The sequence below is a fragment of the Pseudomonas sp. AC252 genome, assembly GCF_979258105.1.
In genome coordinates this window covers 2,736,822-2,759,113 of record NZ_OZ409837.1, presented here as the reverse complement: position 1 = coordinate 2,759,113, position 22,292 = coordinate 2,736,822, and the positions used below count along the sequence as shown (strand labels likewise).

The window sequence follows — 22,292 nt, the reverse complement described above, 5'->3', positions numbered from 1 at the left end:
GTCAGTGCACCGCCGGAGTGATGTTTTCAACCAGGCGCGCGAGAATGTCTGCCTGGTGCACATAGCCGAGAAAGCGCCCGTCGCTGTCGTTGCACAGCGCCCAGTCCTGGCCGCGACCGAGCAGTTGCGAGAGCACTTGGCGCAGGTCATCACCTGGTTTGACGATCAGGTGCGAGTGCGCGGTGATGGCGCTGTTGCTACCGACGATCTGCATGTGTTCGCGTGGCGCGATTTTGCTGACGACGTCCGCCGCGCGCAGCAGGCGCAAGCGTTTCATGATCCGATCGCCGCCCATGAAGTTCGCCACGAAGTCGCTGTTGGGTCGGGCGAGCAAATCATCCGAGCTGCCGAACTGCTGGATTTTGCCGTTGTGGAACAGGGCGACGCAGTCGGCCATCTTCACCGCTTCATCAATGTCGTGACTGACGAACAACACGGTCTTGTTGACGAGGCGCTGGATGCGCATGAATTCGTCCTGGATCACTTCGCGGTTGATCGGATCGATCGCACCGAAAGGCTCATCCATCAACATTACCGGCGGATCCGCCGCCAGCGCCCGCGCCACGCCTATGCGTTGTTGTTGCCCACCGGACAGCTCACAGGGATAGCGCTTGAGAAATTTCGCCGGATCCAGCGCGACCACTTCCAGCAACTCGGCGGCGCGCTTGCGGCTTTTGCTCTTGTCCCAGCCCAACAGATTGGGCACGACGCAGATGTTTTCCTCAACGGTCATATTCGGGAACAGGCCGACTTGCTGGATCACATAGCCGATGGAGCGTTTGAGGGTGACGCTGTCCAGTTCGGACGTGTCGCGACCGTTGATTCTGATCGTGCCGGACGTCGGCGTGATTAGTCGGTTGATCATTTTCAGCGTCGTGGTTTTGCCACAGCCCGACGGCCCGAGCAGTACGCAGATCTGTCCCTCTTCGACATTGAATGAGACATCTTCTACCGCCGTGATAGCGCCGAATTGCTTGTTCAGGTTTTCGATCTGGATCACGTCGTCGCTTCCTTCAATCGGCCGGTGGCCAGTTTGTTCTTGTTCAAGCCGTTGGGCGTCAGCAAGCGCTGCAAGCCGTACAGCGCATAATCGGCGGCGATGGCGATGACGCTGATAACGATCGCACCGGCCAGTAGCTGTCGGGTATCCGATTGCGCGATGCCGCGAATGATCAGGCTGCCCAGGCCGCCGGCGCCGATATAAGCCGCGATGGCTGCAATGCCTATGTTGATCACGGTGGCCATCCTTACACCCGCCATGATCAGCGGCACCGCAATCGGCAGCTCAACCTTGCGCAGTCGTTGCCCGGTCGACATGCCCATGCCGATGGCGGCTTCACGCAACGCGGGGTCGATGTTGGCGATCGCCGTGGTGGTGTTGCGGATGATCGGCAACTGGGAGTAGAGAAACAGCGCAATGACCGCCGGCACCACGCCGATCCCATAGCCGATCAGCGACAGCGCCGGGATCATCAGCCCGAACAGCGCGGCGGAGGGAATGGTCATCAGCACGGCGGCGAAGGCCAGGACCCAACGGCGTGTTCTGGGGTGCTGTGAGATGACGATGCCGACGGGCACGCCGGTCAGAATTGCCAGCCCCACCGCTATCGCCACGATGAGCAGGTGCTGGCCGAGTAGCAGACCGATCAGCCCCGCGTTTTCCAGAATGAAACTCAAGGTTTCCATGAGGGTTGTGCCTTCTGTACGTCATTGTTGTTTTTATCGGTCGCGCATCTGGAGTGAACGCCGTGTGTGGACGAAACAGTACCGCGCCGGTGCAAGCACTCTGAGCTTGGAGTTCGACGATTTCTATCAAAAAATCGACGTCACGCACCCAGAATGCATGAAGTGCAGGGCGTTGGATGGATGGCAAATGGCTGCAGGCGCAATCGCCAAATGAAAAGACTCGCCAGAGTTCTCAGCTCGGCAGGCCGAGTCATTAGCTAGCTATGGGATTTTGCCGGATTAGAGGTTCTGAAGTTTTACGGTGGATGTTCCGTGTAACAAAATCAGGAGTGCGCATCATCAAATTTCCGCCGCTCCTCTCCGGGCGTACAGCCCCAGACACGACGGTAAGCAGCGCCCAGGTGGGATGCCGAAACGAACCCGCAGCTGTAGGCAATCGACGCAATGGGCTGGGTACTCTCCCGCAGCAATCGGCGCGCTTCATTCAACCGCAGCTCCAGATAGAACTTTTTCGGCGTCATGCCGAAGTGCTGGTGCCACAGACGCTCGAGTTGCCGATGGGACAGGTTGCAGCGGTCGGCAATTTCTTCAATGCCGACGATGTTTTCCAGATTGTTTTCCATGAACGCGATGGCGGCGGTCAGCCGTCGATCGTGAATGCCGAACCGCCACTGGATCGACATTCGCTGATGCTCTTCCGGCGCACGTATCCGGGCGTGCAGAAATTGTTCGGCGATATTTGCCGCGAGCTGATTACCGAAATCGAGCGCGATCTGCGCCAGCATCAGGTCAATGGCCGCCGTGCCCCCGGCGCAGGTCCAGCGGTTGTCATGGTTGACGTAGAGCTCCCGGGTGACTTCGATGGTCGGGAATTCTTCGGAAAACTGGCCGATGGATTCCCAGTGCAACGTACAGCGCTTGCCTTCCAATAATCCGGCGCGGGCGAGGATGAAGGTGCCGGTGCTGAGTGCGCCTACAGTGATTCCGCGCGAAGCAGCACGCTGGAGGAAACGCAATATTTTCGGCGGCTTCTGATGCTCGATGTCCAGACTTGCCAGGACAAACACGCGATCCAGTTCCGGCGCCTGATCAACCGGCACGGTGTGGATTTCGATGCCGCTGCTGGAGCAGACCGGTCCGCCCGTTTCAGTCAGCAGGGTCCAGTCATACAGCGTTTTGCCGGACAGCCGATTCGCCGCACGCAAAGGCTCGCTGGCACCCGCCAGCGCCATCATGGAGAACTGCGGAAGAATCAGCAGCCCGATTCGCTTGGTCGTCGAGTTATTCACAGACGTCGCTGAATCAATGGGGGCTGTCATCGCCAGATCCTTTCATGGAGGCCAGCCGTTCGAGCGAACGGCTTTCGACCCGCATGTTAGGGGCTGGGCACGCATTCAGCCAGACAGGAACAAGCGTCGCGAGGCTGGGGAATCGCTGCGAGACCCCGATATCCGAGGTCTCGCAGGCGAATGGCGAGCGGATCAGGCCCGTGCGCGGATGGCTTGGTCGATGCTCTGGATCATCGATTTGAACACCGGGTGGTCGGCCTGATTCTGCTGACCATGCTGCATCCTGGAAATGATCAACGCATGCGGGCCGGCATCGCCCGGATAGTTTTGATGCAGACGCACGGACTCCGATGGCATGTGCAAAGTATTGTCAGCGCCGTGGATGATCAACGCCGGCGGGAAGCCTGTTGCGCCTTCGATGGATTGCTCCGGGTCATAGTGCACATAGGACGTGTAGGATTTCGCCGTCACGTGGGTGCAGCCCGGCCAACGGTCCGCGCCGCCCGCTTCGGTGTAGCCGCCCAGTTGCTGGTCGACGTAGGCCTGGGTTTCAGGATCCAGCGGGTAGTAGCCGAGTCGGGTCTCATCGGTGCCGGTGTCGAACGGCGGGATCGGCGCGTCATCGGCCAGTTTGGCAATGGCCGCATCGGCCGCCGCCGGATCTGCGCGCAAGGCCTGCAGTTTGCGGATGTTGGTGTAGCTCATCGGCACCCAGAAGCGGATCTGTTCAGCGCCGGCGGCCGCGAGTTCAGCCACCGCTCCAAGGCTGGCCACCGAGCCCATCGCCCACGACGCGACCACCGGCATCTCACCGAAATTCGCCCGTGCCCAGGCAACGGCCCCCAACACTTCATCTTTCTGGTCTTCGAGAATGACGTTGGTGATGACCTTGTCGCCTGACTCGATGGTGTTACGGATGTGCTTGTTGGAAAAGAAACCGGCCACGTCGTACGTCATGACCCGATAACCAAGGGCCGCCAGGGCGCGACCGAACAACTGGCCGTACATCGTGACTCCGCCGGTGAAGCCGGAGTTGAAAATTACCGGTGGCAGTTTTTGCGATTGCGCGTCGTGTTGTTCCGGTTGAAAGACCGTGCCTTTGAGGCTGAGTGTTTCATCGCCGTAGTTGACGCTGAAGTTGATGTCTCTTGTTGTAATTTTCGTCATTTCTGAGTGATCTCGAAGTGAGAGGTGTGGGCGTAGATCAACTTGCCAACTGGCCAGACGCTCCTCGCAGAAGTTGGCCAACAGGAATTTCGCTTGCTTGGGAAACATGCCGTGCAACGGCATCAACAAAGTTGAACGCCTTGCTCGGATCGAACCGCTCGGAATACTTGACTCCTTCGTTGTCCGTTCCGACATGAGGCGCATCGGTTGCTTCCAGCAGGATCCTGTCTGCGCCGACGGCGCGGACGATTTGCGTCACGAAACGAGCGGTTTCTTCGGGCTGGCTGCTGGTGCGATAGCCGGGCCCCTTGAACCACACGTTGCCCCGCGCGCTGGCGTCGGCAAGCAGCGCGATCCAGGCAGGCTCGGTGATGCCGCGCTCGGGATGACAAGTGCCGAGGTGATCGATGAAGACCCGCACATCGCAAGGGATCTGGCGCAGTACGCGCAAATTGGTCTCGGCTTCTTTCGCGTAAATGTGCAGATGCTGGTGCGGTTGCAAGCGTTGATAAAACGCCTGCCACTGTTCATCACTGAACTGGGTGGGAGAAACGCTTTCCGGCCGTGCATCGTGCAAAACGATGCGGGCGCCAATCACCTGTGGGTGCGAAAGCCGTTCATTGGTGGCATAAGCCGGGTCTGCCTTGATCGTGCCCACTAACCTCACACTGCCGTAGCGCTGAGGGTTGGCTGCCTGAAGCTTGTGGAGTTCGTCAAACGAGGCAAATACGTTTTCCGAGTCCGGCAGAATACTGAGATGGACGTTATTGATCAGCGTCGGAGCCATACCGGCAGCCATCAAGTTGTCCAGATAAGCCGTCAGCGAGTGCGGCGCAGGTAATGCATAGGGCAGCGCAGCGGACACTCGGCGCAGGTCTTGCGAAGTAAAAAAATGAACGTGACTGTCTGTTCTTTCAATCGACGGCAGCATGATTAGTGTTTCCTGCTTTTGTGCGAAAACAATAATCGTCGTCAGTCCCTCGTCGCTCCCGCCAACTCGACGTCTAGTATCAAAATTTCGCCATGCGCGAATGTGTGAGCAAAGATGTTCTGAAAATCATCGCTTGGTTTTGCAGGCATTGAAGCCTTTAACTGTTTAGGGATGGCGGCCCCTCAGAAAGTATGGCGAAAAATTGATGCGCCTGTTTCGACATGAATATTTCTTCACCGCCCCCCACCCCGCGAACCGATAAAATCCCCCGCTCATTCAAGAAACTACGGTTCGCCCGCGCTCCTAGCGGGCTTTTTTTGTCTGCCATCCAGCACACCTTGCCGCTCCCCAGCATATGCGCGACTCTGCCCGCAGATCCCTCGCCAAGGAGCGCTCGATGCCGCTGTTATCCCTGCCCTGCCCGCGCCTGACGCTGGCGATCCTCTCCCCCGATCAGGCCGAGCTCGAAAGCGCGTTCTACCAGCGCAACCAGCGTCACCTGGCTCGCTGGTCGCCCATCCGCACCACCGACTACTTCTCCACCGCCAATATCCGCCGTCGCTTGGAGATCCAGGCCAGCGCCTTCGAAGCCGCGTTAGCCATGCATTTCGCGCTGCTGTCGCTGGACGGTCAGCAGATGATCGGGGCGTGCAATTTCAGCGGGATTATTCGCGGGGCGTTTCAGGCGTGTTATCTGGGTTATCACATCGATGAGGCGCATCAGGGGCAGGGTTTGATGCAGGAGGGGCTGGAGGCGGGGATTGGTTATTGGTCGATGTGCAGAATCTGCATCGGATCATGGCCAATTACATTCCTGGCAATGAGCGCAGTGCGCGGTTGCTTGAGCGTTTGGGTTTTGAGCGTGAGGGGTATGCGAAGGCGTATCTGAACATCGCCGGGCGTTGGCAGGATCATGTGCTGACGGCGCTGGTCAATCCGGGGTTCGAGGCGCCGGATCAGCGTTGGTCGCGGCGCTTGGGCTGATATTCAATCCATGTTTTCCTGAACGCGTTCAGAGCGAGACCTCAGGCTGAGCGTTGAAAGTTTTCTGCGTGTTTTGGGCCCGCACCGGTAAATCCAAGCGTGCCCGTCCGTAGAAGGCCAGTGCCGTCAGTAAACAGGTCAGCCAGACGAAGATTCCGGCCCAGAACGTGTGGGACATGTAGTGCCAGCCCTGCAGGACGCGAGTGGTGCCGTAGACCAGGCCCAGCAGCAGCGAGCCCCACAAGATCGCACTGGAAAAACGCCACTGATGCCGTCGCGCGACGAAATACAGCGCCAGCATGGTGAAGCCGCCCGACGCATGGCCGCCCGGCCAGCAACGGCCACTCCCGGCCTCATGGAACAGTTGGAAATTGCTGTACCACTCGATGTGGGGCATTTTCCCGCCGTACAACGTGGTTTCGATCGGGCAGTAGACGCTGGTGTGGGATTTGAGGAAGTGGATCATGCCTGTGCAGAGCGCAAAAGCGACCACGACGAAGAAAAATCCCTACGGTGATCGGCGGCAAATCGCAGCACTGGTGCGACTCTGCTGCGCTGCAGAAAGGCACCGAGTCGTGGACGTTTGTGCGGATTGACCACTGGCCAGATCAGCGACAGGAGTGCGCCGATCAGGGCGATCTCCGCCGTCCAGTTCGGGATGATCCGCGCCCATTTGTGGGTGAGTTTTTCGAAGACATGGATTTTGTCGATCGGGAAGGTCTGGCTCAGCGGGTCGAACAGCAGATTGCTGAAGGCGATGTCGATGTTGCTCATGTCGAACATCAGGAACACCACGGCCGCACAAACCAGCGGAATGCCGAGGTTGTAAGCGTAGAAACGGGATTTCATCGGGTAGTCACCGTGCGCCAGTCGGAAGCTTCAATGAAGCCGAGCATCTTCGGTGCAGCCGGGCTGGCCGCGGATATGAACAAGGACGCGCCGTACCCCATGTTCGAGGCCGGCACTTTCAGGTCTTTTTCGATCTGCGCCATGCACTCGCTGTGGGTCACCAGAACCAGGTTACGCCCGGGAACCTTGTGCGCCAGGGCATCCTGCAACATGCGGCCTCTGCAGTTGATCAACCAGTCATCGCCCCTGGCGGCATGGTTGAACATATAGCCGGCCGTCTGCACCGTGCGCATTGACGGGCTGTTATAGATATCAGCGTCGGCCAGGCCGAGTTGTTCGAAATGAGCACCGACTGCCACTGCGACACTGCGCGAGCGGTCGGTGATGCCGTCACTGCCGCTCAGGCACGCCGCTTTGGAGTGATCGCAACGTTCGACGTGGCGCACCAGCACGATCATCTCGCCCTTGGCCCACCCCGTCGCTAAAGCTTGCGCACCCGCCAGATTACCGTGGGCCAGATCCGGCACGGCGTTCGGCGCCAGCAACCACAGGGTCAGCGGGACCACCAAAATCGATGCCGCCAGCACCACCCATGCATCGCGAAAACGCGCCAGAGCGCTCAGATCGATCGAGCGTTTGACGCCGAACAGACTCAGTCTCAATTCCACAAAAACCGCCTCGCCACTCTGCATCACAGGTCATTCGATGCGGCGAAAGTACAGAGGCGTACGTGGGCAGCCAGTGAAACCCATGTGAAAAAGTCCTTGGGATTCTTGCTCCGGGGACTGTCAGGCAAAAATCCTTTCAGCTCTCGGGTTTGCGGCCGATACAGACCTGCTAACACCCCTGCTGGCTCAAAAGAACAACAATCTTCCAGCTTAACTGACGACCAAGAAACCCAACGTTTCTGGAGGATTTGCATGAATAGCTGGTTCGGTAACATCAGCGTGAACATGAAACTCGGCCTGGGCTTCGGCCTGGTGCTGGCCCTGACCTGCATTCTGGCGCTGACCGGCTGGACCAGCCTCGGCGGCCTGATCGACCGCAGCAACTGGATGAGCGACATCACCCAGCTCAACGCCGGTCTGACCAAATTGCGCGTGGTGCGCCTGCAGTACATGCTGACCAATGGCGACGAAACCGCCGCGCAGAATGTGCAGACCACCCTCGAAAGTTTCGCCGCTCAGCAGCAGGCGTTGATCAGCAAATTCAAGAGTCCGGAGAACGTCAAACTGCTCAAGCAGCAGGCCGCGACCATCACTGAATACCAGACCTCGCTGAACAAAATGCGCAACGCCTATCGCACCGGCAACAGTGCGCGCGACACCATGAGCGCGAATGCCCAGACCGCCTACAACCTGATCGAATCGATCAGCCAGCGCGTGCAGCAGATGGAGATGAGCGATCAGCGTTTCGAGCAGTTCCAGGCGGTTACTGCGGCGAAGGAAGCGTTCATCCTCGCGCGCTATGAAGTGCGTGGTTACACCGCGACCAGCAATGCCGAGACCGAGCAGAAAGCCGTCGGCCAGATCGACGCGGCCATCGCCAGTCTCAAGCCACTGAACGCGCAATTTGCCGCGACTCAGCAGGACGCCTTGCGCCAATTGGAAACCGCGCTGACCAGCTATCGCAGCGCGTTGATGGCGTACAAGAACGCCAACGCCGATGCCGTGCAGGCGCGTAAGGAAATGACCGATCAGGGCAACACCATCGTCGCCCTGAGCGAGCAGCTGTACCAGATCCAGCTTGATCGCCGTGATGCTGAAAGCGCCCAGGCGCGCACCTTCCAGTTGATCAGCACGTTGCTGGCGCTGCTGGTTGGCGTGATTGCAGCAGTGATCATCACCCGTCAGATTACCCGGCCGTTGCAGGAAACCCTGGCCGTGGTCGAGCGCATCGCCAGCGGCGACCTGACTCAGAATGTCACCGTCACCCGCCGCGACGAACTCGGCGTGTTGCAGCAAGGCATCGCGCGCATGGGCGTGACTCTGCGTGATTTGATCAGTGGCATCCGCGATGGCGTCACCCAGATTGCCAGCGCCGCTGAAGAACTCTCCGCCGTGACCGAGCAGACCAGCGCTGGCGTGAACAGCCAGAAAGTCGAGACCGATCAGGTCGCCACGGCCATGCACGAAATGACTGCCACCGTGCAGGAAGTTGCGCGCAATGCCGAAGAAGCGTCGCAAGCCGCTGCCGCTGCGGATGGTGAGGCCCGTGAAGGCGACAAGGTTGTGAATGAGGCCATCGCGCAGATCGAGCGTCTGGCCAGTGAAGTGGTGCGTTCGACCGAAGCGATGAGCGTGCTGCAACAGGAAAGCGACAAGATTGGTAGCGTCATGGACGTGATCAAGGCTGTTGCCGAACAGACCAACCTCCTCGCGCTCAACGCCGCGATTGAAGCGGCACGTGCTGGTGAAGCCGGGCGTGGTTTTGCCGTGGTTGCCGATGAAGTGCGCGGTTTGGCTCAACGCACGCAGAAATCCACCGAGGAAATTGAAGGTCTGGTCGCCGGTCTGCAGAACGGCACCCAGCAGGTTTCGGCAGTGATGAACAACAGCCGCGCGCTGACCGACAGCAGCGTCGCCCTGACGCGCAAGGCCGGCGCCTCGCTGGAAAACATCACCCGCACGGTGTCGAACATCCAGTCGATGAACCAGCAGATTGCTGCGGCGGCTGAACAGCAAAGCGCCGTGGCCGAAGAAATCAGCCGCAGCATCATCAACGTCCGCGACGTGTCGGAACAGACCGCAGCGGCGAGTGATGAGACGGCAGCGTCGAGTGTTGAGCTGGCGCGGTTGGGTGGTCAGTTGCAGCAGATGGTCAGCCACTTCCGCGTTTGACGTTGGTTTTGCGCTGAGGCTGAAATCGAATCGCGGGCAAGCCCGCTCCCACAGGTTTTCGTGGTCGAGCACTGTTGATGTGTTCACCTCGCTCCCACATTGGATTTGTGTGGCTCGCTGGATTTTGATCCCGTCGCATAATCCCTGTGGGAGCGGGCTTGCCCGCGAAAGCGGTTTAAATGACAGAGCAGATTTTCAGACCTGCCACGGATTGATCACTTCAATCCCGGAAAACTCGAAATCCCGGACATTGCGCGTAGCAATCGCGGCTCCGTGGCCTCGGCAGATGGCCGCGATTTGGGCATCGGCCATTGCAATCCCCCGCCCTTTCGCCTCTGCATTGGCTACCAGCGTCGCGTACTCGACGGCTGCGTGGGCATCAAACGGCAAAATCCGCCCGGCAAAATCCTCTTCAAACATTGCCAAAGCATGGACCTGGAGTTTTTGTTTGCGCTTGCCGGAAGGTAATCGAGCGATGCCGTGCAGTATCTCCGCCACGGTGATTGCGCTGATGGCCAGGTCCATGGCCGGTTGCGCATCCACCCAAGCCAACACTCGAGCCTCGGGTTCGATGCGCATGAATTCGGATAGAACGTTGGTATCGAGCACTATCATTCAGAAAAATCCACCCCAAGCGGTTTTTCTGCACGCGCAGGCAGATCGAGCTCGGTTCCGCCCTCGGCGCTGAAACGCTGGTGGATTCGACTGCCCAGCCCTCCGGCACGATCAACCGTGGTGAGCGCTCGGCCCAGAATCAGCCGAGCCTCTTCTTCCATGGAATGTCCGTTGTGTGCAGCGGTAATGCGCAACTGCTCCTTGAGCTTCTCGTCAAGGTTTCGAATGGTGATGCTGGCCATGTCGCCCTCCTGCAATCAATGAAATCATCGATTGCAGGCTAGCATATTCAGGTTTGAATGGAGTCAGGCCCGCCGAGTGGCATCGTCGGTAGCGGCACACTGCAATACCCCCGTGGGAGCGAGCCTGCTCGCGAAAGCGGTGGATCAGAAACATCAACAGTGCCTGACACTCCACATTCGCGAGCAGGCTCGCTCCCACAGGGGTCCAGGGTGTCGGCACTATTCGGGATACCCGGTGATTTTGCGGATGCTTTGATACAGCGGTTTGAGCTGCCGGTACATCCGCAAATACACCTCTCTGTACAACTGTTCATAAACCTTCTGTGCATCAGGCTGCGGTGTGAAAACCGCTCCAACCCGAGTCATCGCCGCAATGGCCGATGGAAAATCCCTGTGCATTCCCAACCCCACCGCACAGCAAATCGCAGCACCCAACCCGGACGCTTCATACACATGCGGGCGTTCTGCCGGCAGGCCGAAGATGTTGGCGGTCAGTTGCATGGCGGCGTCACTTTGTGAGCCGCCGCCGGCGACGCGCAGGCGCTGGATCGAGACCGTTGAACGTCGCTCAATGTTCTCCATGCCCTGGCGCAGCGCGTAGGCCAGGCCTTCGAGAATCGCCCGGTAGATGTGCGCGCGGGTGTGTACGTCGCCGAAGCCGATCATCGCGCCTTTGGCTTCCACGCCCGGTTCGCGGATGCCCGGTGACCAGTAAGGTTGCAGCATCAAACCCATCGAGCCCGGCGGCACCGCGTCGACCAGTGCGTCGAACAATTGCTCTGGTTCGATGCCCTGCTCTTTCGCCTGCTGCATTTCGCGCAGGCCGAATTCATTCTTGAACCAGCTGACCATCCAGTAACCGCGATAAATCATCACTTCGCAGTTGTACTGATCGGGCACGGCCGAGGGATACGGCGGGATCAGCGGGACGATTTCCAAATAGCGCGAGCGGGTGCTGGTGATGGTCGCGGTGGTGCCGTAGGACAGGCACACGGTGCGCGCATCGACCACGCCGGAGCCGATCACTTCGCAGGCCTTGTCGGCGCCGGCGGCAATCAGCGGCAGGCCTTCGGGAATGCCGGTGTGGCGGGCGGCTTCGGCGCTGATGTAGCCGAGGGTTTCGCCGGGTTTGTGCAGGCTTGGCAACTGCTCGGGGCGCACCGCCAGTGCCTGCCATTTCCAGTCGCGCGGTGCCGCCCATTTCAGGCGTTTGAAGTCGAAGGGCAGATAGCCGACGCAGCAGCCGACCGAATCGACGAAGCGCCCGCACAGGCGATGGGTGAGAAAGCCGGAGAGGAGGAGAAACTTGTCAGTCGCCGACCACACTTCGGGCTGATGCCGGGCGATCCAGTTAGCCTCGGCCTGGGCGCGAAAATAATCCACCGTTGCTTGGGCGCCGACCAATTTGAACAGCCAGCCCCACGGCCCTTTGATGCCGCCCTCGACCTCGGTCTGGCGTTGATCGAGCCAGACAATTGCCGGGCGCAGCGGTTTGCCCTCTGCGTCGACATTGATCACCGTGCCGCGCTGGGTAGTCAGCGACACGCCGGCAATCTGCGCACGGTCGATGCCGGTCTGCTGCCAGAGTTGCTGGCAGGCCTCGCCGAGTTTCGCCCAGTAATATTCCGGATCCTGCTCGGCCCAACCGGGTTGCGTCGAGTAGTACGCCTGTAGATCGACTTTGCCTTTGCCGAGCAGATTGCCCTGCAGATCGAAGAGCAACGCGCGCACGCTCTGGGTGCCGTTGTCGATCGCTAACAGGTATTTCATTGCGTGATCTCCGGCAAGCCGTGATCGCGCAGCCACAACGACCGATAACGCTGAGTTTCCGCATGCCAGCGCTCATCGTCCCAGGCCAATCGCGGCTGGCACAGCGTGCGAATCGCCGGCAAATAATCCTCGCCACCGCGCGGCAGCAACAGGCCCAAACGGGTGCGGCGCAGGAGCAAATCATCCAGGTGCAGAATCATTTCCGCCTCGCAGGCGAACGCCAGTTCGGCCCACAACGTATCGCTGGCGCCAACCGTTTCCGGACCGAGTTCGCCGAGCAATTGCGCCAGCCTCGGCAGGTCTCGACCGTGACGTCCGGCCAAGCGTCGCCATTGACTGCCGCTCAGTCCCGCAATCGTCAGCGGCGGCACAGCGGCGAACACCGGCGCGCCGTCATCGACAAAAGAACGCCCGAGCATCGCCGCACAGGCCTTGAGCACTTCGATCGCTTGCGGGCGAAATGTGGTCAGTTTGCCGCCGGCCAACGTCACGCAACCCGGCTCCTGCCACAACACATGCTCGCGGGTCTCGTTGGACGGTTTGCCCTGCTGCGCACCCGTCGCGCTGCCGACCACCGGGCGCACGCCTGACCAAGTTGAAAGCACATCGTCGGCACCAATTTCGGCGCCAGGAAATTGCTGCTGGCAAGCGGCGAGCAGATAGTCGAGCTCTTCGCTGGAAATGCGTGCGCTGTGGTCGAGGTCCTCGCGGTGATCGAGGTCCGTGGTGCCGACCACCGTCGCGCCTTCCCACGGAAACACAAACACGGGGCGCCGATCGCGCTGATGCAGAAAAGTGAACGCCTGCGCCACCGGCAAACGCCAGCCCGGCAGCAACAGATGACTGCCGCGCAACGGGCGCAATTGCTTCGCTGATTCAACGGGACGCAAGCGCTCAGCCCAAGCGCCCGTAGCCACGGCCAGCACGCCAGAGCGCAATTGCAGCGTCGCCCCGCCCTCGCCATCTTCGATCTGAACCCCGCACACCCGCCCACCTTCACGCAGCAGTTGCGTGACGCGCACACCGCTGACAATCACCGCACCATCGGCCCGGGCCTCGCGCAGTACGCGCATCACCAGTCGCGCGTCATCGGTCAGTGCATCGACAAAACAGCTGCCGCCGAGCAGGCCGTTTTCCTTCAGCCCCGGGGCGAGAAAACGCAGTTGCTGGGCGTCATGAAAACCATGGTTGCGCCGCCCCGCCAGCGCGTCGTACACCGAGAGCAAGCCGCCCATGACGCGCGGCCCGGGAAAGCCGCCGCGATAGTGCGGCATCATGAAACTCATCGGCTCGACCAGCCCCGGCGCCTCGTCGAGCAGGCGCTGACGCTCGCGCACCGAATCGCGGGTCAGGCGCCACTGGCCCTTGGCGATGTAACGCAAACCGCCGTGGACCATTTTCGATGATCGGCTGGAGGTGCCCCAGGCAAAATCGCGCTGCTCCAGCAGCAGACAGCGCCAGCCCCGGCGCGCCGCTTCGCGGACAATCCCGGCGCCGCTGATGCCGCCGCCGATGACGATCAGGTCCCAGGCTTCATCCGCCAGCGTCGGCAGAATCTGCTCGCGCCACTGCGCATTCCATTGCGCCGTCATGGCCGCGACTCTGGCAATAACGTGCCCGGGTTGAGGCGCCCTTCCGGGTCGAAATGTTCGCTCAGCGCCTGCAACGTCTGCATCGCCAGCGGGCCTTTTTCGCGCAGCAGATACGGCGCGTGATCCTTGCCGACGCCATGCTGATGGCTGATGGTGCCGTGGTTGTCAACGATGGTCTGGCTGGCCGCGTGTTTGAGCATCCGCCAACGCGCCAGCGTCGCGGCATAGTCCGCTGCCGGGCGAAACACGTAGGTGGTGTAAATGCTCGAGCCCTCGCCGTAAACGTGCGAGAGATGAGTGAACACATGCACACGTTCGCCCTCGGCGGCCAAGGCGTCACGCAGGCTGTTTTCGATCAGGCTGAGCAAGTGGTCGACGTTGCTCCAGTCGGTGGCGGTTTCGAGGGTGTCGACCACGTAACCGGCGTTCCACAGGTTCTCGCGCAGGTAGGGAAAACGGAAGCGGTTCTGCGCCCACTTCTTGCCCAGCAGCGTGCCGGTGAATACGCCGCCGAAGGCTTTCAGATGCTGGCGCGCCTGTTTCAGTGACAGTGCGTTTTGCTGGCGATTGCCGGTGACGCCGAAGGTCAGCAGGCATTTGCCGTCGCCGGCGCCGCGCAGCTTGAGGTACTTTTCCAGCCAGGCGATCTGCTGCGGATGACCGGCCAGCGCCAGTTGCGTTTCGGTTTCCACCGCGTTCGACAGACGCAGCATCGACAGCGGTACGCGCGCCTGCGCCAGTTGCCGGATCGCTTGCAGCGCCTGCGGCCAGTCGGGCAGGAACACACCGTAGAAACGTTCGTCCGCCGGCAACGCACTGACCCGCACTTTGACTTCGGAAATGATCCCGAAACGGCCCTCGCAACCGAGCACCACTTCACGCAGATCGGGACCTGCCGCCGACGCCGGAAACGTCGGAATCTGCAGAGGCCCGGCGAAGGTTTCCAGGGTGCCGCCGGCAAACAATTGCTCGATCCGCCCGTAGCGCAACGACTGCTGGCCGCTGGAACGACTGGCCACCCAACCGCCCAGCGTCGACAGCTCCCACGATTGCGGAAAATGCCCCAGCGTGTAGCCGCGCGCGCGCAACTGGCTTTCGACTTGCGGCCCGCTGGCGCCGGGGCCGAACGTCGCCAGCAGGCTCTGTTCGTCGAGGTCGGTCAGGCGATTCATCCGCGCCAGCGACACCGTCAGCACCGGGCGCGCGGAGTTCGGCGGATTGATGTGCCCGGCCACCGAGGTGCCGCCGCCGTAGGGAATCAGGCACAGATCCTGATCATGGGCGAGCGCCAGCAATTGGCGGATCTGCTCGGCGGTTTCGGGAAACGCCACAGCATCGGGATAAGTACCCAACGCGCCTTCGCGCAACGCCAGCCAGTCCGGCAGGCTCTGGCCGCGCGCGTGCAGCAGGCGATCGTGAGTATCGACGCTGTACAAGCGATGCGGCACCAGGCGCGAAGTCGGCACTTGCGCCAACGCCGCCGCCAAGGTCGCATCGGGCAATGCGCGGCCAGGGCCCAAGCGTTCGTGGAGAAATGTCGCGCCCTGGGCCGGCAGCTCGACCACCGTGCCTGCCTCTCCCCAGCCGTTCCAGCGTCGCATGCGTGTGTCCTTTTTCTGCCGTTGGATCAAGCTTGCATACTAGTCAGCGCTGGAGATCTGTCACGGTCGCATCCGGCCAGATCCTGTAGCGAATGGCGCCAAACGTCCGGGCATTTACTTTCGCCGGGCAATCCACTTACCTTGCGGCATTCATTCGCTCACGCGCCGTCGATCAAAGGACCGCGACCATGCCATCGCTCGGCTTCACTTCCGTTCCGCCGCTGCTCAAATACCTGCGTCATGCCGAACAGTTGGGCATGGCCATCGAGCCTGCGTTGGCGGCGGCCGGGTTGCAGGCGCAGCAGTTGAGCGACAACACCTTGCGCCTGCCGGGTGAGGTTCACGAGCGCTTGCTGGATTATTTCTGCGAGCACTCCGGCGATGGGTTGTTCGGCCTGCATGCGGCGAATTTCGTCTTGCCCAACTCATGGAGCGTGCTCGGTTACATCACCATGAATTGCGCGACGTTGGGCGATGCGATGAGCCGGATCATGCCGTTCGAAAAACTCGTCGGCGACATGGGCGTCAGCCGCGCCGAGGTGCAGGGCGAGCACGTGCATCTGATCTGGACCTGCCGTTACCAGCGCCCACGGATTCGTCGGCATCTGGTGGAAAACGTGCTCGGTTCGTGGCTGCACTACGCGCGCTGGATCGCGGACACGCAGCTGTCGCCGGCCTGCGTATGGCTGGAGCATGCGCGGCCGGATGCGGTGACGCAGGCCGAGTACGAGGCGTTTTTTGGTTGCCCGGTGCGGTTCGATCAGGCGTATTCGGCGCTGGTGGTGCCGCTGGATTATTTGCAGCTGCCGCTGCGTCAGGCCGATGCGCAATTGCTGCGAACCCTGGAAGAACACGCGATGGGTTTGCTGGCGACGCTGGAGGATGCGTCGCTGGCGCAGCAGGTGAAAAACATCCTGCGCGGATTGCTCAAGGCGGGCCTGCCGCGCAAGGAGCAAGTGGCGGAGCAGCTCGGCGTTTCGGTGCGCACGTTGCAGCGGCAGTTGCAGCACGTCGGGACGTCGTATCAGCAGATTCTTGATGAGCTGCGTCAGGAACTGGCCGAGCACTATTTGCTCAACAGCACGTTGCCGATTCAGGACATTGCGCAGTATCTGGGCTTTACCGAATCGCGCTCGTTTCATCGCACCTTCAAGAGCTGGCGCGGGATACCGCCGGGGGAGTTTCGGTTGCGGAATCGGCGGTGATGCTGATGGCCCTATCGCTGGCAAGCCAGCTCCCACAGGTTCGGTGCAAGCCACAGATATAGTGATCAACTCGGACACTGTGGGAGCTGGCTTGCCAGCGATGGCGTCATCGGCAGCGCCGTAAATTTCCGCCAGATACATCGCGCAATAAACACGACGCCCTTCGACTGTTTAAAACCGCCCAGCATTCCGCGAAACCACCCACAATTCCTTGCGCCGCTGCCTACGCCTGCGCCAGAATCCGCCGGCTTGTGCGCCCCAGACCTCATCGCTACTGTGATTGCGTCACTGCCTATCAGTGATCGGGTTTAGTAGCCCGGAGTATTTGGGGTGCATCGTTCATCAGACAGTCAGGTCTCGCCTGAGCTTTATGGTGGCTGTGCGCAGGGCGCTCTCGGGCGCGCCGGTTTCCCAGATCCCCGGTCTACTAACCTGCGCACAGCTGCCTCCACTTTCTTTAGTAGGAAAGCGGTGGCCAGCCAAATGAGGATCTGGATATGTTCAAAATAACCCCAAACCCGCCACCCACCGACTCGGCATCCCCCTACGAATCCGCCGACTCGAAGAAATTCCACGAAGCCGCCGACCGCGCCCTCGACCATTACCTCAGCCCGTCCAGCGCTGAATTCATGGCCCCGCCCTACAAGTCCAACACGCTGTACATGGCCAATCCCGAGGCCGACAACGAATCGCTGCTGGCCGATGCCTGCGAAACCTTGGGATCGGCGACGGTGATGCTCAACGATCAGGCGGGGCTGGTGAACGGCTCGCAGCGCAAGACGTTGCAGGGCATCGCGCAGATTGTGATGGTCGCGGAGATGGCGGTGAATCGGGTGCTGGATCGGTTGGTGCCGACGGAATGAGGTGAGCGCCCGCAAGTGTTACTGATGCCTGCGGGCAATCCCAAGAGGTCAGGTCGCGCCAGGCGTTCAAGTCAAAGACTGATCGCATTGGTAAACACCAACCGATTACCAAACGGATCGGCAATCGTCATGTCCTGACTGCCCCACGGCATCGCCTGAATCTGCGGATGCGAGAACTGGTAATCCTTGGCCATCAGTTGCTGCTGAAACGCCTCCAGCTCATCGGTCTCGATACGCAGCGCCGAACCCGGGCAGGCATCGCCGTGATGCTCGGACAGATGCAGCACACACTCGCCCCGTGACACCTGCAGATACAGCGGAAAATTCGCTTCGAAGCGATGCTGCCAGTCGATCTTGAAGCCGAGAAAATCGACGTAGAACTCGACAGCCTTGGCCTCATCGAAGATCCGCAGGATCGGGGTGGTTTTGCCGAAGCTCATGGGGTGCTCCCTGACTGATTGGCCCCACAGTGTAGACGGGGAGGATGTCAGCAAATCGGCTTGTGGATGGCTTTCTTTAATCGCAATGTGCCATCACTGTGACGCACACCACGAATCCTTAACGAAAGTTGTCGCGCAGGTCACCCTGTCGCGCAAGAAACCGCCCTGCCCTCGCCCCATTTGCCTGCCCGTCGCGATAGCTCAACACGCCGTTGACCCAAACCCCGTCGATCCCCTGCGCCGCCCGCTGCGGATCGTTGAAATCGGCCACGTCACGCACGGTCGCCGGATCGAACAACACCAGATCCGCCCAATGTCCTTCACGAATCTCGCCGCGTTCCTGCAAGCCAAAACGCGCCGCCGACAGGCCGGTCATCTTGTGCACGGCGGTGTGCAGGGGAAACAGGCCGATATCGCGACTGAAGTGGCCCAGCACCCGTGGGAAAGCGCCCCACAGGCGCGGATGCGGGAACGGGTCTTCGGGCAGTCCGTCAGAGCCGACCATCGAAAGCGGATGGGCGAGGATTCTTCTGACATCGGCCTCGTCCATGCCGTAGTACACCGCGCCCGCCGGTTGCAGACGTTTCGCGGTTTCTTCCAGCGACAGCTTCCATTCGCCAGCAATGTCGATCAGGTCGCGCCCGCTGACTTCCGGGTGCGGCGTCGACCAGGTGATGGTGATGCGGTGGGCGTCGGTGACTTGCTTCAAATCCAGCGTCGAAGAACTCGCCGCGTACGGATAGCAATCGCAGCCGACCGGGTGGGTTTTCGCTGCGTCTTCCAACGCTGCGAGCAATTGCGGACTGCGCCCCCAATTACCCACGCCGGCGCATTTGAGGTGGGAAATGATCACCGGCGATTGCGCGTGTCGACCGATCTGAAATGCTTCGTCCATCGCCTCCAACACCGGGGCGAATTCGCTGCGCAAATGGGTGGTGTACACCGCGCCGAACGCCGTCAGTTCTTCGGTCAGTTGCATGACCTCATCGGTGGACGCGTTGAAGGCACTGGCGTAGGCCAGGCCTGTGGATAAACCCAACGCGCCAGCCTCGAGACTGTCGCGCAACTGCTCGCGCATCGCAGTGATTTCAGCGGGCGTCGCGGTGCGCAACAAGTCGTCGAGGTGATTGCTGCGCAGCGCGGTGTGACCGACCAGTGCGGCGACGTTCAACGCGGTGTTGGCCGCTTCGACCGCGGCGCGATAGTCACTGAAACGCGGATAGACGAACGCCGCTGCGCTGCCGAGCAGGTTCATCGGATCCGGCGGATTGCCCTTCAAAGTGACCGGCGAAGCGCTGATGCCGCAATTGCCGACAATCACCGTGGTCACGCCCTGGCTGAGCTTGGGCAGCATCTCGGGTTGGCGGATGACCACGGTGTCGTCATGGGTGTGCACGTCGATGAAACCCGGCGCCAGCACCCGGCCGGCGGCGTCGATTTCTTCGCTGGCGCGAGCATCGTGCAGGTCGCCGATGCGCTCGATGCGACCATTGAGAATCGCCACGTCTGCGCGGTAGCCCGGCGTGTTGCTGCCGTCGATGACCAGCGCGTTGCGGATCAGGATGTCGTACTGCATGTCAGTCTCCCAGCGGCAGGTGATCGTCGCCGCCACGGTATTCGTCGAGGGCGAGTTTGATTCGCCGCAGACGTTCTTGATTGTCTTCAGGGCTGGCCAGCGCCAGCTCGGTGGCGAGCACGTCAATGGCCAGCAGCATGCCGTAGCGCGCCGCCGTCGGTTTGTAGATGAACGAGGTTTCCGCGCCTTGCAGCGGCAGGACGACGTCGGCCAGTTCGGCCAGTGGTGAATCGCCGCGAGTGATGGCGAGAATGCGCGCGCCGTAGTTGCGCGCCAGCTCCACGGTTTCCAAAAGCTCCGGGGTGATGCCGGTCAGCGAGCAGACGATCAGCACTTGCTCGGCGTTCAGACTGGCGGCGGTGACGCGCATCATCACCGCGTCATGACACACCGCAATCGGGTAACCGAGGCGCACCAGGCGCACCTGCAATTCATCGCTGCACAGGGTCGAGCAACCGCCCATACCGAACGCGTGAATCATCCGCGCCTGGCTGAGTAATTTCACTGCGTCGGCGAAGCGCGATTCGTCGAAACCGGCCAGATGCTGGCGCAGCGTGGTTTCGATGTCGCCGACGATCTGCCCGTAAAACGCCGACTGCTCGGGCGTGCCCGCCGGGTCGAGAAAGCGGCTGCCAACGCCGCTGGCCTGGGCCAGTTGCAGGCGCAGATCGCGCAGGTCACGGCAGCCGACCGTGCGGGCAAAGCGCGACAGCGTGGCAGTGCTGACCTCGGCCCGTTGCGCGAGGTCTTCGAGGCTGGCGCTGGCGGCAAAGCCGACATCGTCGAGCATCAACCGCGCAATGCGGCCCTCGCCGGCGCTGAAGGAATCCTGGCGGGCGCGGATCTGGTAGAGGATGTCCATGGGCGGCAGGCTCCGGTTACAGCAGGTAGGAAAGGCCGACGGTCAGCACGAAAGCGACCAGCGAGATCAACGTCTCAAGCACGGTCCAGGTCTTGAACGTCTGCGCGACCGTCATGTTGAAGTATTCCTTGATCAACCAGAAGCCGCCGTCGTTGACGTGGGAAAAGATAACCGAGCCCGCGCCGGTCGCCAGCACTAAAAGCTCAGGGTGTGGATAACCCAGACCGATGGCCACCGGCGCGACAACGCCCGATGGGGTGGTCATCGCCACGGTTGCCGAACCGGTAGCGACACGCATCAGCGCGGCGAACAACCAGCCCATGATCAGCGGCGACAGGTGAAATTCATGGGCGAGGCCAACGATCTGATCGGTAACGCCGGCATCCACTAGAATCCGGTTCAAGCCGCCGCCAGCGCCGACCAGCAAGGTGATGCTGGCGGTAGGCGCGAGGCATTCGTTGGTGAACTTGAGGATCGATTCGCGGTTGAAACCTTGGGCAATTCCTAGCGTCCAGAAGCTCAGCAAAGTCGCCAGCAACAGCGCGATCACCGAGTTGCCGATGAACAGCAGGAACTGGTTGAAAGCGCTGCCGGGAGTGGAAATCAGGTTGGCCCAACCGCCGATCAGCATCAGCACCACCGGCAGCAGAATGGTCGCCATGGTAATGCCGAAACCCGGCAGTTTGTCGCGCGGTTCGCGGTCGAGAAATTGCTTTTCCAGCGGGTTGTCCACCGGCAATTGAATGCGCGGCACGATGAACTTCGCGTACAGGGGCCCGGCGATGATTGCGGTCGGAATGCCGATCGCGATCGCGTACAGCAAGGTCTGCCCGACCGACGCCTGATAGGCCTGCACCGCGAGCATCGCCGCCGGGTGCGGCGGCACCAGCGCATGCACCACCGAAAGGCCGGCCACCATCGGCAGCCCGACCATCAGAATCGACACGCCAACGCGGCGGGCCACGGTGAAAGCGATGGGCACCAGCAAGACGAAACCGACTTCAAAGAACAGCGGCAAGCCGACCAGAAACGCGATGCAGACCATCGCCCAATGCGCGTTCTTCTCACCGAACCTTTCGATCAGCGTGCGCGCCATCTGCTCGGCCCCACCGGACTCGGCCATCATCTTCCCGAGCATCGTCCCCAACGCCACCACCAGCGCAATATGCCCCAGCGTCTTGCCGACGCCAGCCTCATACGCACCGACCACCGCCGACGGCGGCATCCCGGCCACCAGCGCCAGGCCTAGGGAAATCAGGGTGATGACAATGAACGGATTGAGCCGGTAACGGGCGATCAACACGATCAGCGCGATGATGGCCACGGCGGCATAGACCAGCAGCCAATAGCCGAAGGAAGGCGTCATGCGGTACTCCTCGAAAGGGTCACGTTCGAATGGGTTGTGAAACTCATAAATCATTTCGAGAAAGAGATTTCAAACCACATGAAAGTAATTTTCGTGGAGAGACAAGGCGTGTCGCTGGTGGGTATGGCGTGTCGTGATTAATGAAAATCGGAGGGCGGGATTTACATGGCTGTCCAGATCACCCCATAACCCTGTGGAACGAGCCTGCTCGCGAAGACGGCTTCACATTCAACATCTTCATTGCCTGACCTACCGCTTTCGCGAGCAAGCCCGCTCCCACATTTTGATCGCATTTCCTTCAGGCAGACCGCGGTCATCTGTGGGAGCGAGCCTGCTCGCGAAGGCGGCTTCACAGTCAACATCTTCATTGCCTGACACGACGCTTTCGCGAGCAGGCTCGCTCCCACAGTTTTG

18 protein-coding genes and 3 pseudogenes are annotated in these 22,292 nt (G+C 60.9%); 5 read left to right on the top strand and 16 right to left on the bottom strand.

Annotated features, from left to right (window positions below; genetic code table 11):
- Position 1: 1 nt before the first annotated feature.
- The 5 genes from ACZZZ4_RS12555 to ACZZZ4_RS12535 all read right to left on the bottom strand — a co-directional run bounded on the left by ACZZZ4_RS12555 (position 2) and on the right by ACZZZ4_RS12535 (position 5,073).
- Entirely contained in the window at positions 2-1,000 is a 999-nt protein-coding gene (locus ACZZZ4_RS12555) for an ABC transporter ATP-binding protein (protein WP_463547946.1), read from the bottom strand.
- Complete coding sequence (locus tag ACZZZ4_RS12550) at positions 997-1,686, bottom strand: ABC transporter permease (RefSeq protein WP_463547945.1); 690 nt, start codon at positions 1,684-1,686, stop codon at positions 997-999. Before ACZZZ4_RS12550 ends, ACZZZ4_RS12555 begins: the two co-directional genes overlap by 4 nt.
- Positions 1,687-2,009: 323 nt before the next feature.
- A complete protein-coding gene (locus tag ACZZZ4_RS12545) occupies positions 2,010-3,005 on the bottom strand; it encodes a GlxA family transcriptional regulator (RefSeq protein WP_463547944.1) in 996 nt (331 codons plus the stop codon).
- Between the two features lie 162 nt (positions 3,006-3,167).
- On the bottom strand, positions 3,168-4,142 hold the full coding sequence (locus tag ACZZZ4_RS12540) for a dienelactone hydrolase family protein (RefSeq protein WP_463547943.1): 975 nt from the start codon (positions 4,140-4,142) through the stop codon (positions 3,168-3,170).
- Between the two features lie 37 nt (positions 4,143-4,179).
- Complete coding sequence (locus ACZZZ4_RS12535) at positions 4,180-5,073, bottom strand: amidohydrolase family protein (RefSeq protein WP_463547942.1); 894 nt, start codon at positions 5,071-5,073, stop codon at positions 4,180-4,182.
- A 397-nt stretch (positions 5,074-5,470) separates the two neighbouring features.
- Between ACZZZ4_RS12535 and ACZZZ4_RS12530 the strand changes: the two are divergent.
- Positions 5,471-6,057, top strand: a pseudogene (locus tag ACZZZ4_RS12530) (GNAT family N-acetyltransferase).
- A 28-nt stretch (positions 6,058-6,085) separates the two neighbouring features.
- Here the strand turns inward: ACZZZ4_RS12530 and ACZZZ4_RS12525 are convergent.
- Both ACZZZ4_RS12525 and pmrG read right to left on the bottom strand, forming a co-directional pair.
- Positions 6,086-6,906 (bottom strand): annotated as a pseudogene (locus ACZZZ4_RS12525) (phosphatase PAP2 family protein).
- A complete protein-coding gene (gene pmrG, locus ACZZZ4_RS12520) occupies positions 6,903-7,574 on the bottom strand; it encodes a lipopolysaccharide core heptose(II)-phosphate phosphatase PmrG (protein ID WP_463547941.1) in 672 nt (223 codons plus the stop codon). Before pmrG ends, ACZZZ4_RS12525 begins: the two are co-directional and overlap by 4 nt.
- 252 nt (positions 7,575-7,826) lie before the next feature.
- Here pmrG and ACZZZ4_RS12515 point away from each other — a divergent pair.
- Both ACZZZ4_RS12515 and ACZZZ4_RS12510 read left to right on the top strand, forming a co-directional pair.
- Positions 7,827-8,840: pseudogene (locus ACZZZ4_RS12515) on the top strand (methyl-accepting chemotaxis protein); the annotation flags it as partial.
- A 42-nt stretch (positions 8,841-8,882) separates the two neighbouring features.
- Entirely contained in the window at positions 8,883-9,746 is an 864-nt protein-coding gene (locus tag ACZZZ4_RS12510) for a methyl-accepting chemotaxis protein (protein ID WP_370593494.1), read from the top strand.
- A gap of 195 nt (positions 9,747-9,941) precedes the next feature.
- On the opposite strand, the gene ACZZZ4_RS12505 is transcribed toward ACZZZ4_RS12510, so the two are convergent.
- From ACZZZ4_RS12505 to ACZZZ4_RS12485, 5 genes are all read right to left on the bottom strand, one after another.
- Positions 9,942-10,361 (bottom strand): PIN domain-containing protein, encoded by a 420-nt coding sequence (locus tag ACZZZ4_RS12505; protein WP_463547940.1) that lies wholly within the window; start codon positions 10,359-10,361, stop codon positions 9,942-9,944.
- Positions 10,358-10,603 (bottom strand): FitA-like ribbon-helix-helix domain-containing protein, encoded by a 246-nt coding sequence (locus tag ACZZZ4_RS12500; RefSeq protein ID WP_415763689.1) that lies wholly within the window; start codon positions 10,601-10,603, stop codon positions 10,358-10,360. Before ACZZZ4_RS12500 ends, ACZZZ4_RS12505 begins: the two co-directional genes overlap by 4 nt.
- Before the next feature lie 219 nt (positions 10,604-10,822).
- A complete protein-coding gene (locus ACZZZ4_RS12495; RefSeq protein ID WP_463547939.1) occupies positions 10,823-12,373 on the bottom strand; it encodes an FGGY-family carbohydrate kinase in 1,551 nt (516 codons plus the stop codon).
- Positions 12,370-13,965 carry a glycerol-3-phosphate dehydrogenase/oxidase gene (locus ACZZZ4_RS12490; RefSeq protein WP_463547938.1) on the bottom strand — a complete coding sequence of 532 codons (1,596 nt, stop codon included), beginning with the start codon at positions 13,963-13,965 and terminating at the stop codon, positions 12,370-12,372. Before ACZZZ4_RS12490 ends, ACZZZ4_RS12495 begins: the two co-directional genes overlap by 4 nt.
- On the bottom strand, positions 13,962-15,566 hold the full coding sequence (locus ACZZZ4_RS12485) for an FAD-binding oxidoreductase (protein WP_463547937.1): 1,605 nt from the start codon (positions 15,564-15,566) through the stop codon (positions 13,962-13,964). The genes ACZZZ4_RS12490 and ACZZZ4_RS12485 overlap by 4 nt, the downstream gene beginning before the upstream one ends.
- Before the next feature lie 188 nt (positions 15,567-15,754).
- Here ACZZZ4_RS12485 and gliR point away from each other — a divergent pair, with 188 nt between their 5' ends.
- Positions 15,755-16,771 carry an AraC family transcriptional regulator GliR gene (gliR, locus tag ACZZZ4_RS12480; protein WP_463547936.1) on the top strand — a complete coding sequence of 339 codons (1,017 nt, stop codon included), beginning with the start codon at positions 15,755-15,757 and terminating at the stop codon, positions 16,769-16,771.
- 497 nt (positions 16,772-17,268) lie between these two features.
- Positions 17,269-17,634: a DUF6124 family protein gene (locus ACZZZ4_RS12475; protein ID WP_463547935.1), complete on the top strand. Its 366-nt coding sequence runs from the start codon at positions 17,269-17,271 to the stop codon at positions 17,632-17,634.
- A 71-nt stretch (positions 17,635-17,705) separates the two neighbouring features.
- On the opposite strand, the gene ACZZZ4_RS12470 is transcribed toward ACZZZ4_RS12475, so the two are convergent.
- The 4 genes from ACZZZ4_RS12470 to ACZZZ4_RS12455 form a co-directional block, all read right to left on the bottom strand.
- Positions 17,706-18,074, bottom strand: a complete 369-nt coding sequence (locus ACZZZ4_RS12470; protein WP_039759638.1) for a glyoxalase superfamily protein — start codon at positions 18,072-18,074, stop codon at positions 17,706-17,708.
- A 118-nt stretch (positions 18,075-18,192) separates the two neighbouring features.
- On the bottom strand, positions 18,193-19,650 hold the full coding sequence (locus tag ACZZZ4_RS12465) for an N-acyl-D-amino-acid deacylase family protein (protein ID WP_463547934.1): 1,458 nt from the start codon (positions 19,648-19,650) through the stop codon (positions 18,193-18,195).
- 1 nt (position 19,651) lies between these two features.
- Positions 19,652-20,512, bottom strand: coding sequence for a MurR/RpiR family transcriptional regulator (locus ACZZZ4_RS12460; protein WP_042608818.1), 861 nt, complete (start codon positions 20,510-20,512; stop codon positions 19,652-19,654).
- A 16-nt stretch (positions 20,513-20,528) separates the two neighbouring features.
- Complete coding sequence (locus tag ACZZZ4_RS12455; RefSeq protein ID WP_463547933.1) at positions 20,529-21,878, bottom strand: GntP family permease; 1,350 nt, start codon at positions 21,876-21,878, stop codon at positions 20,529-20,531.
- Positions 21,879-22,292: the final 414 nt, after the last annotated feature.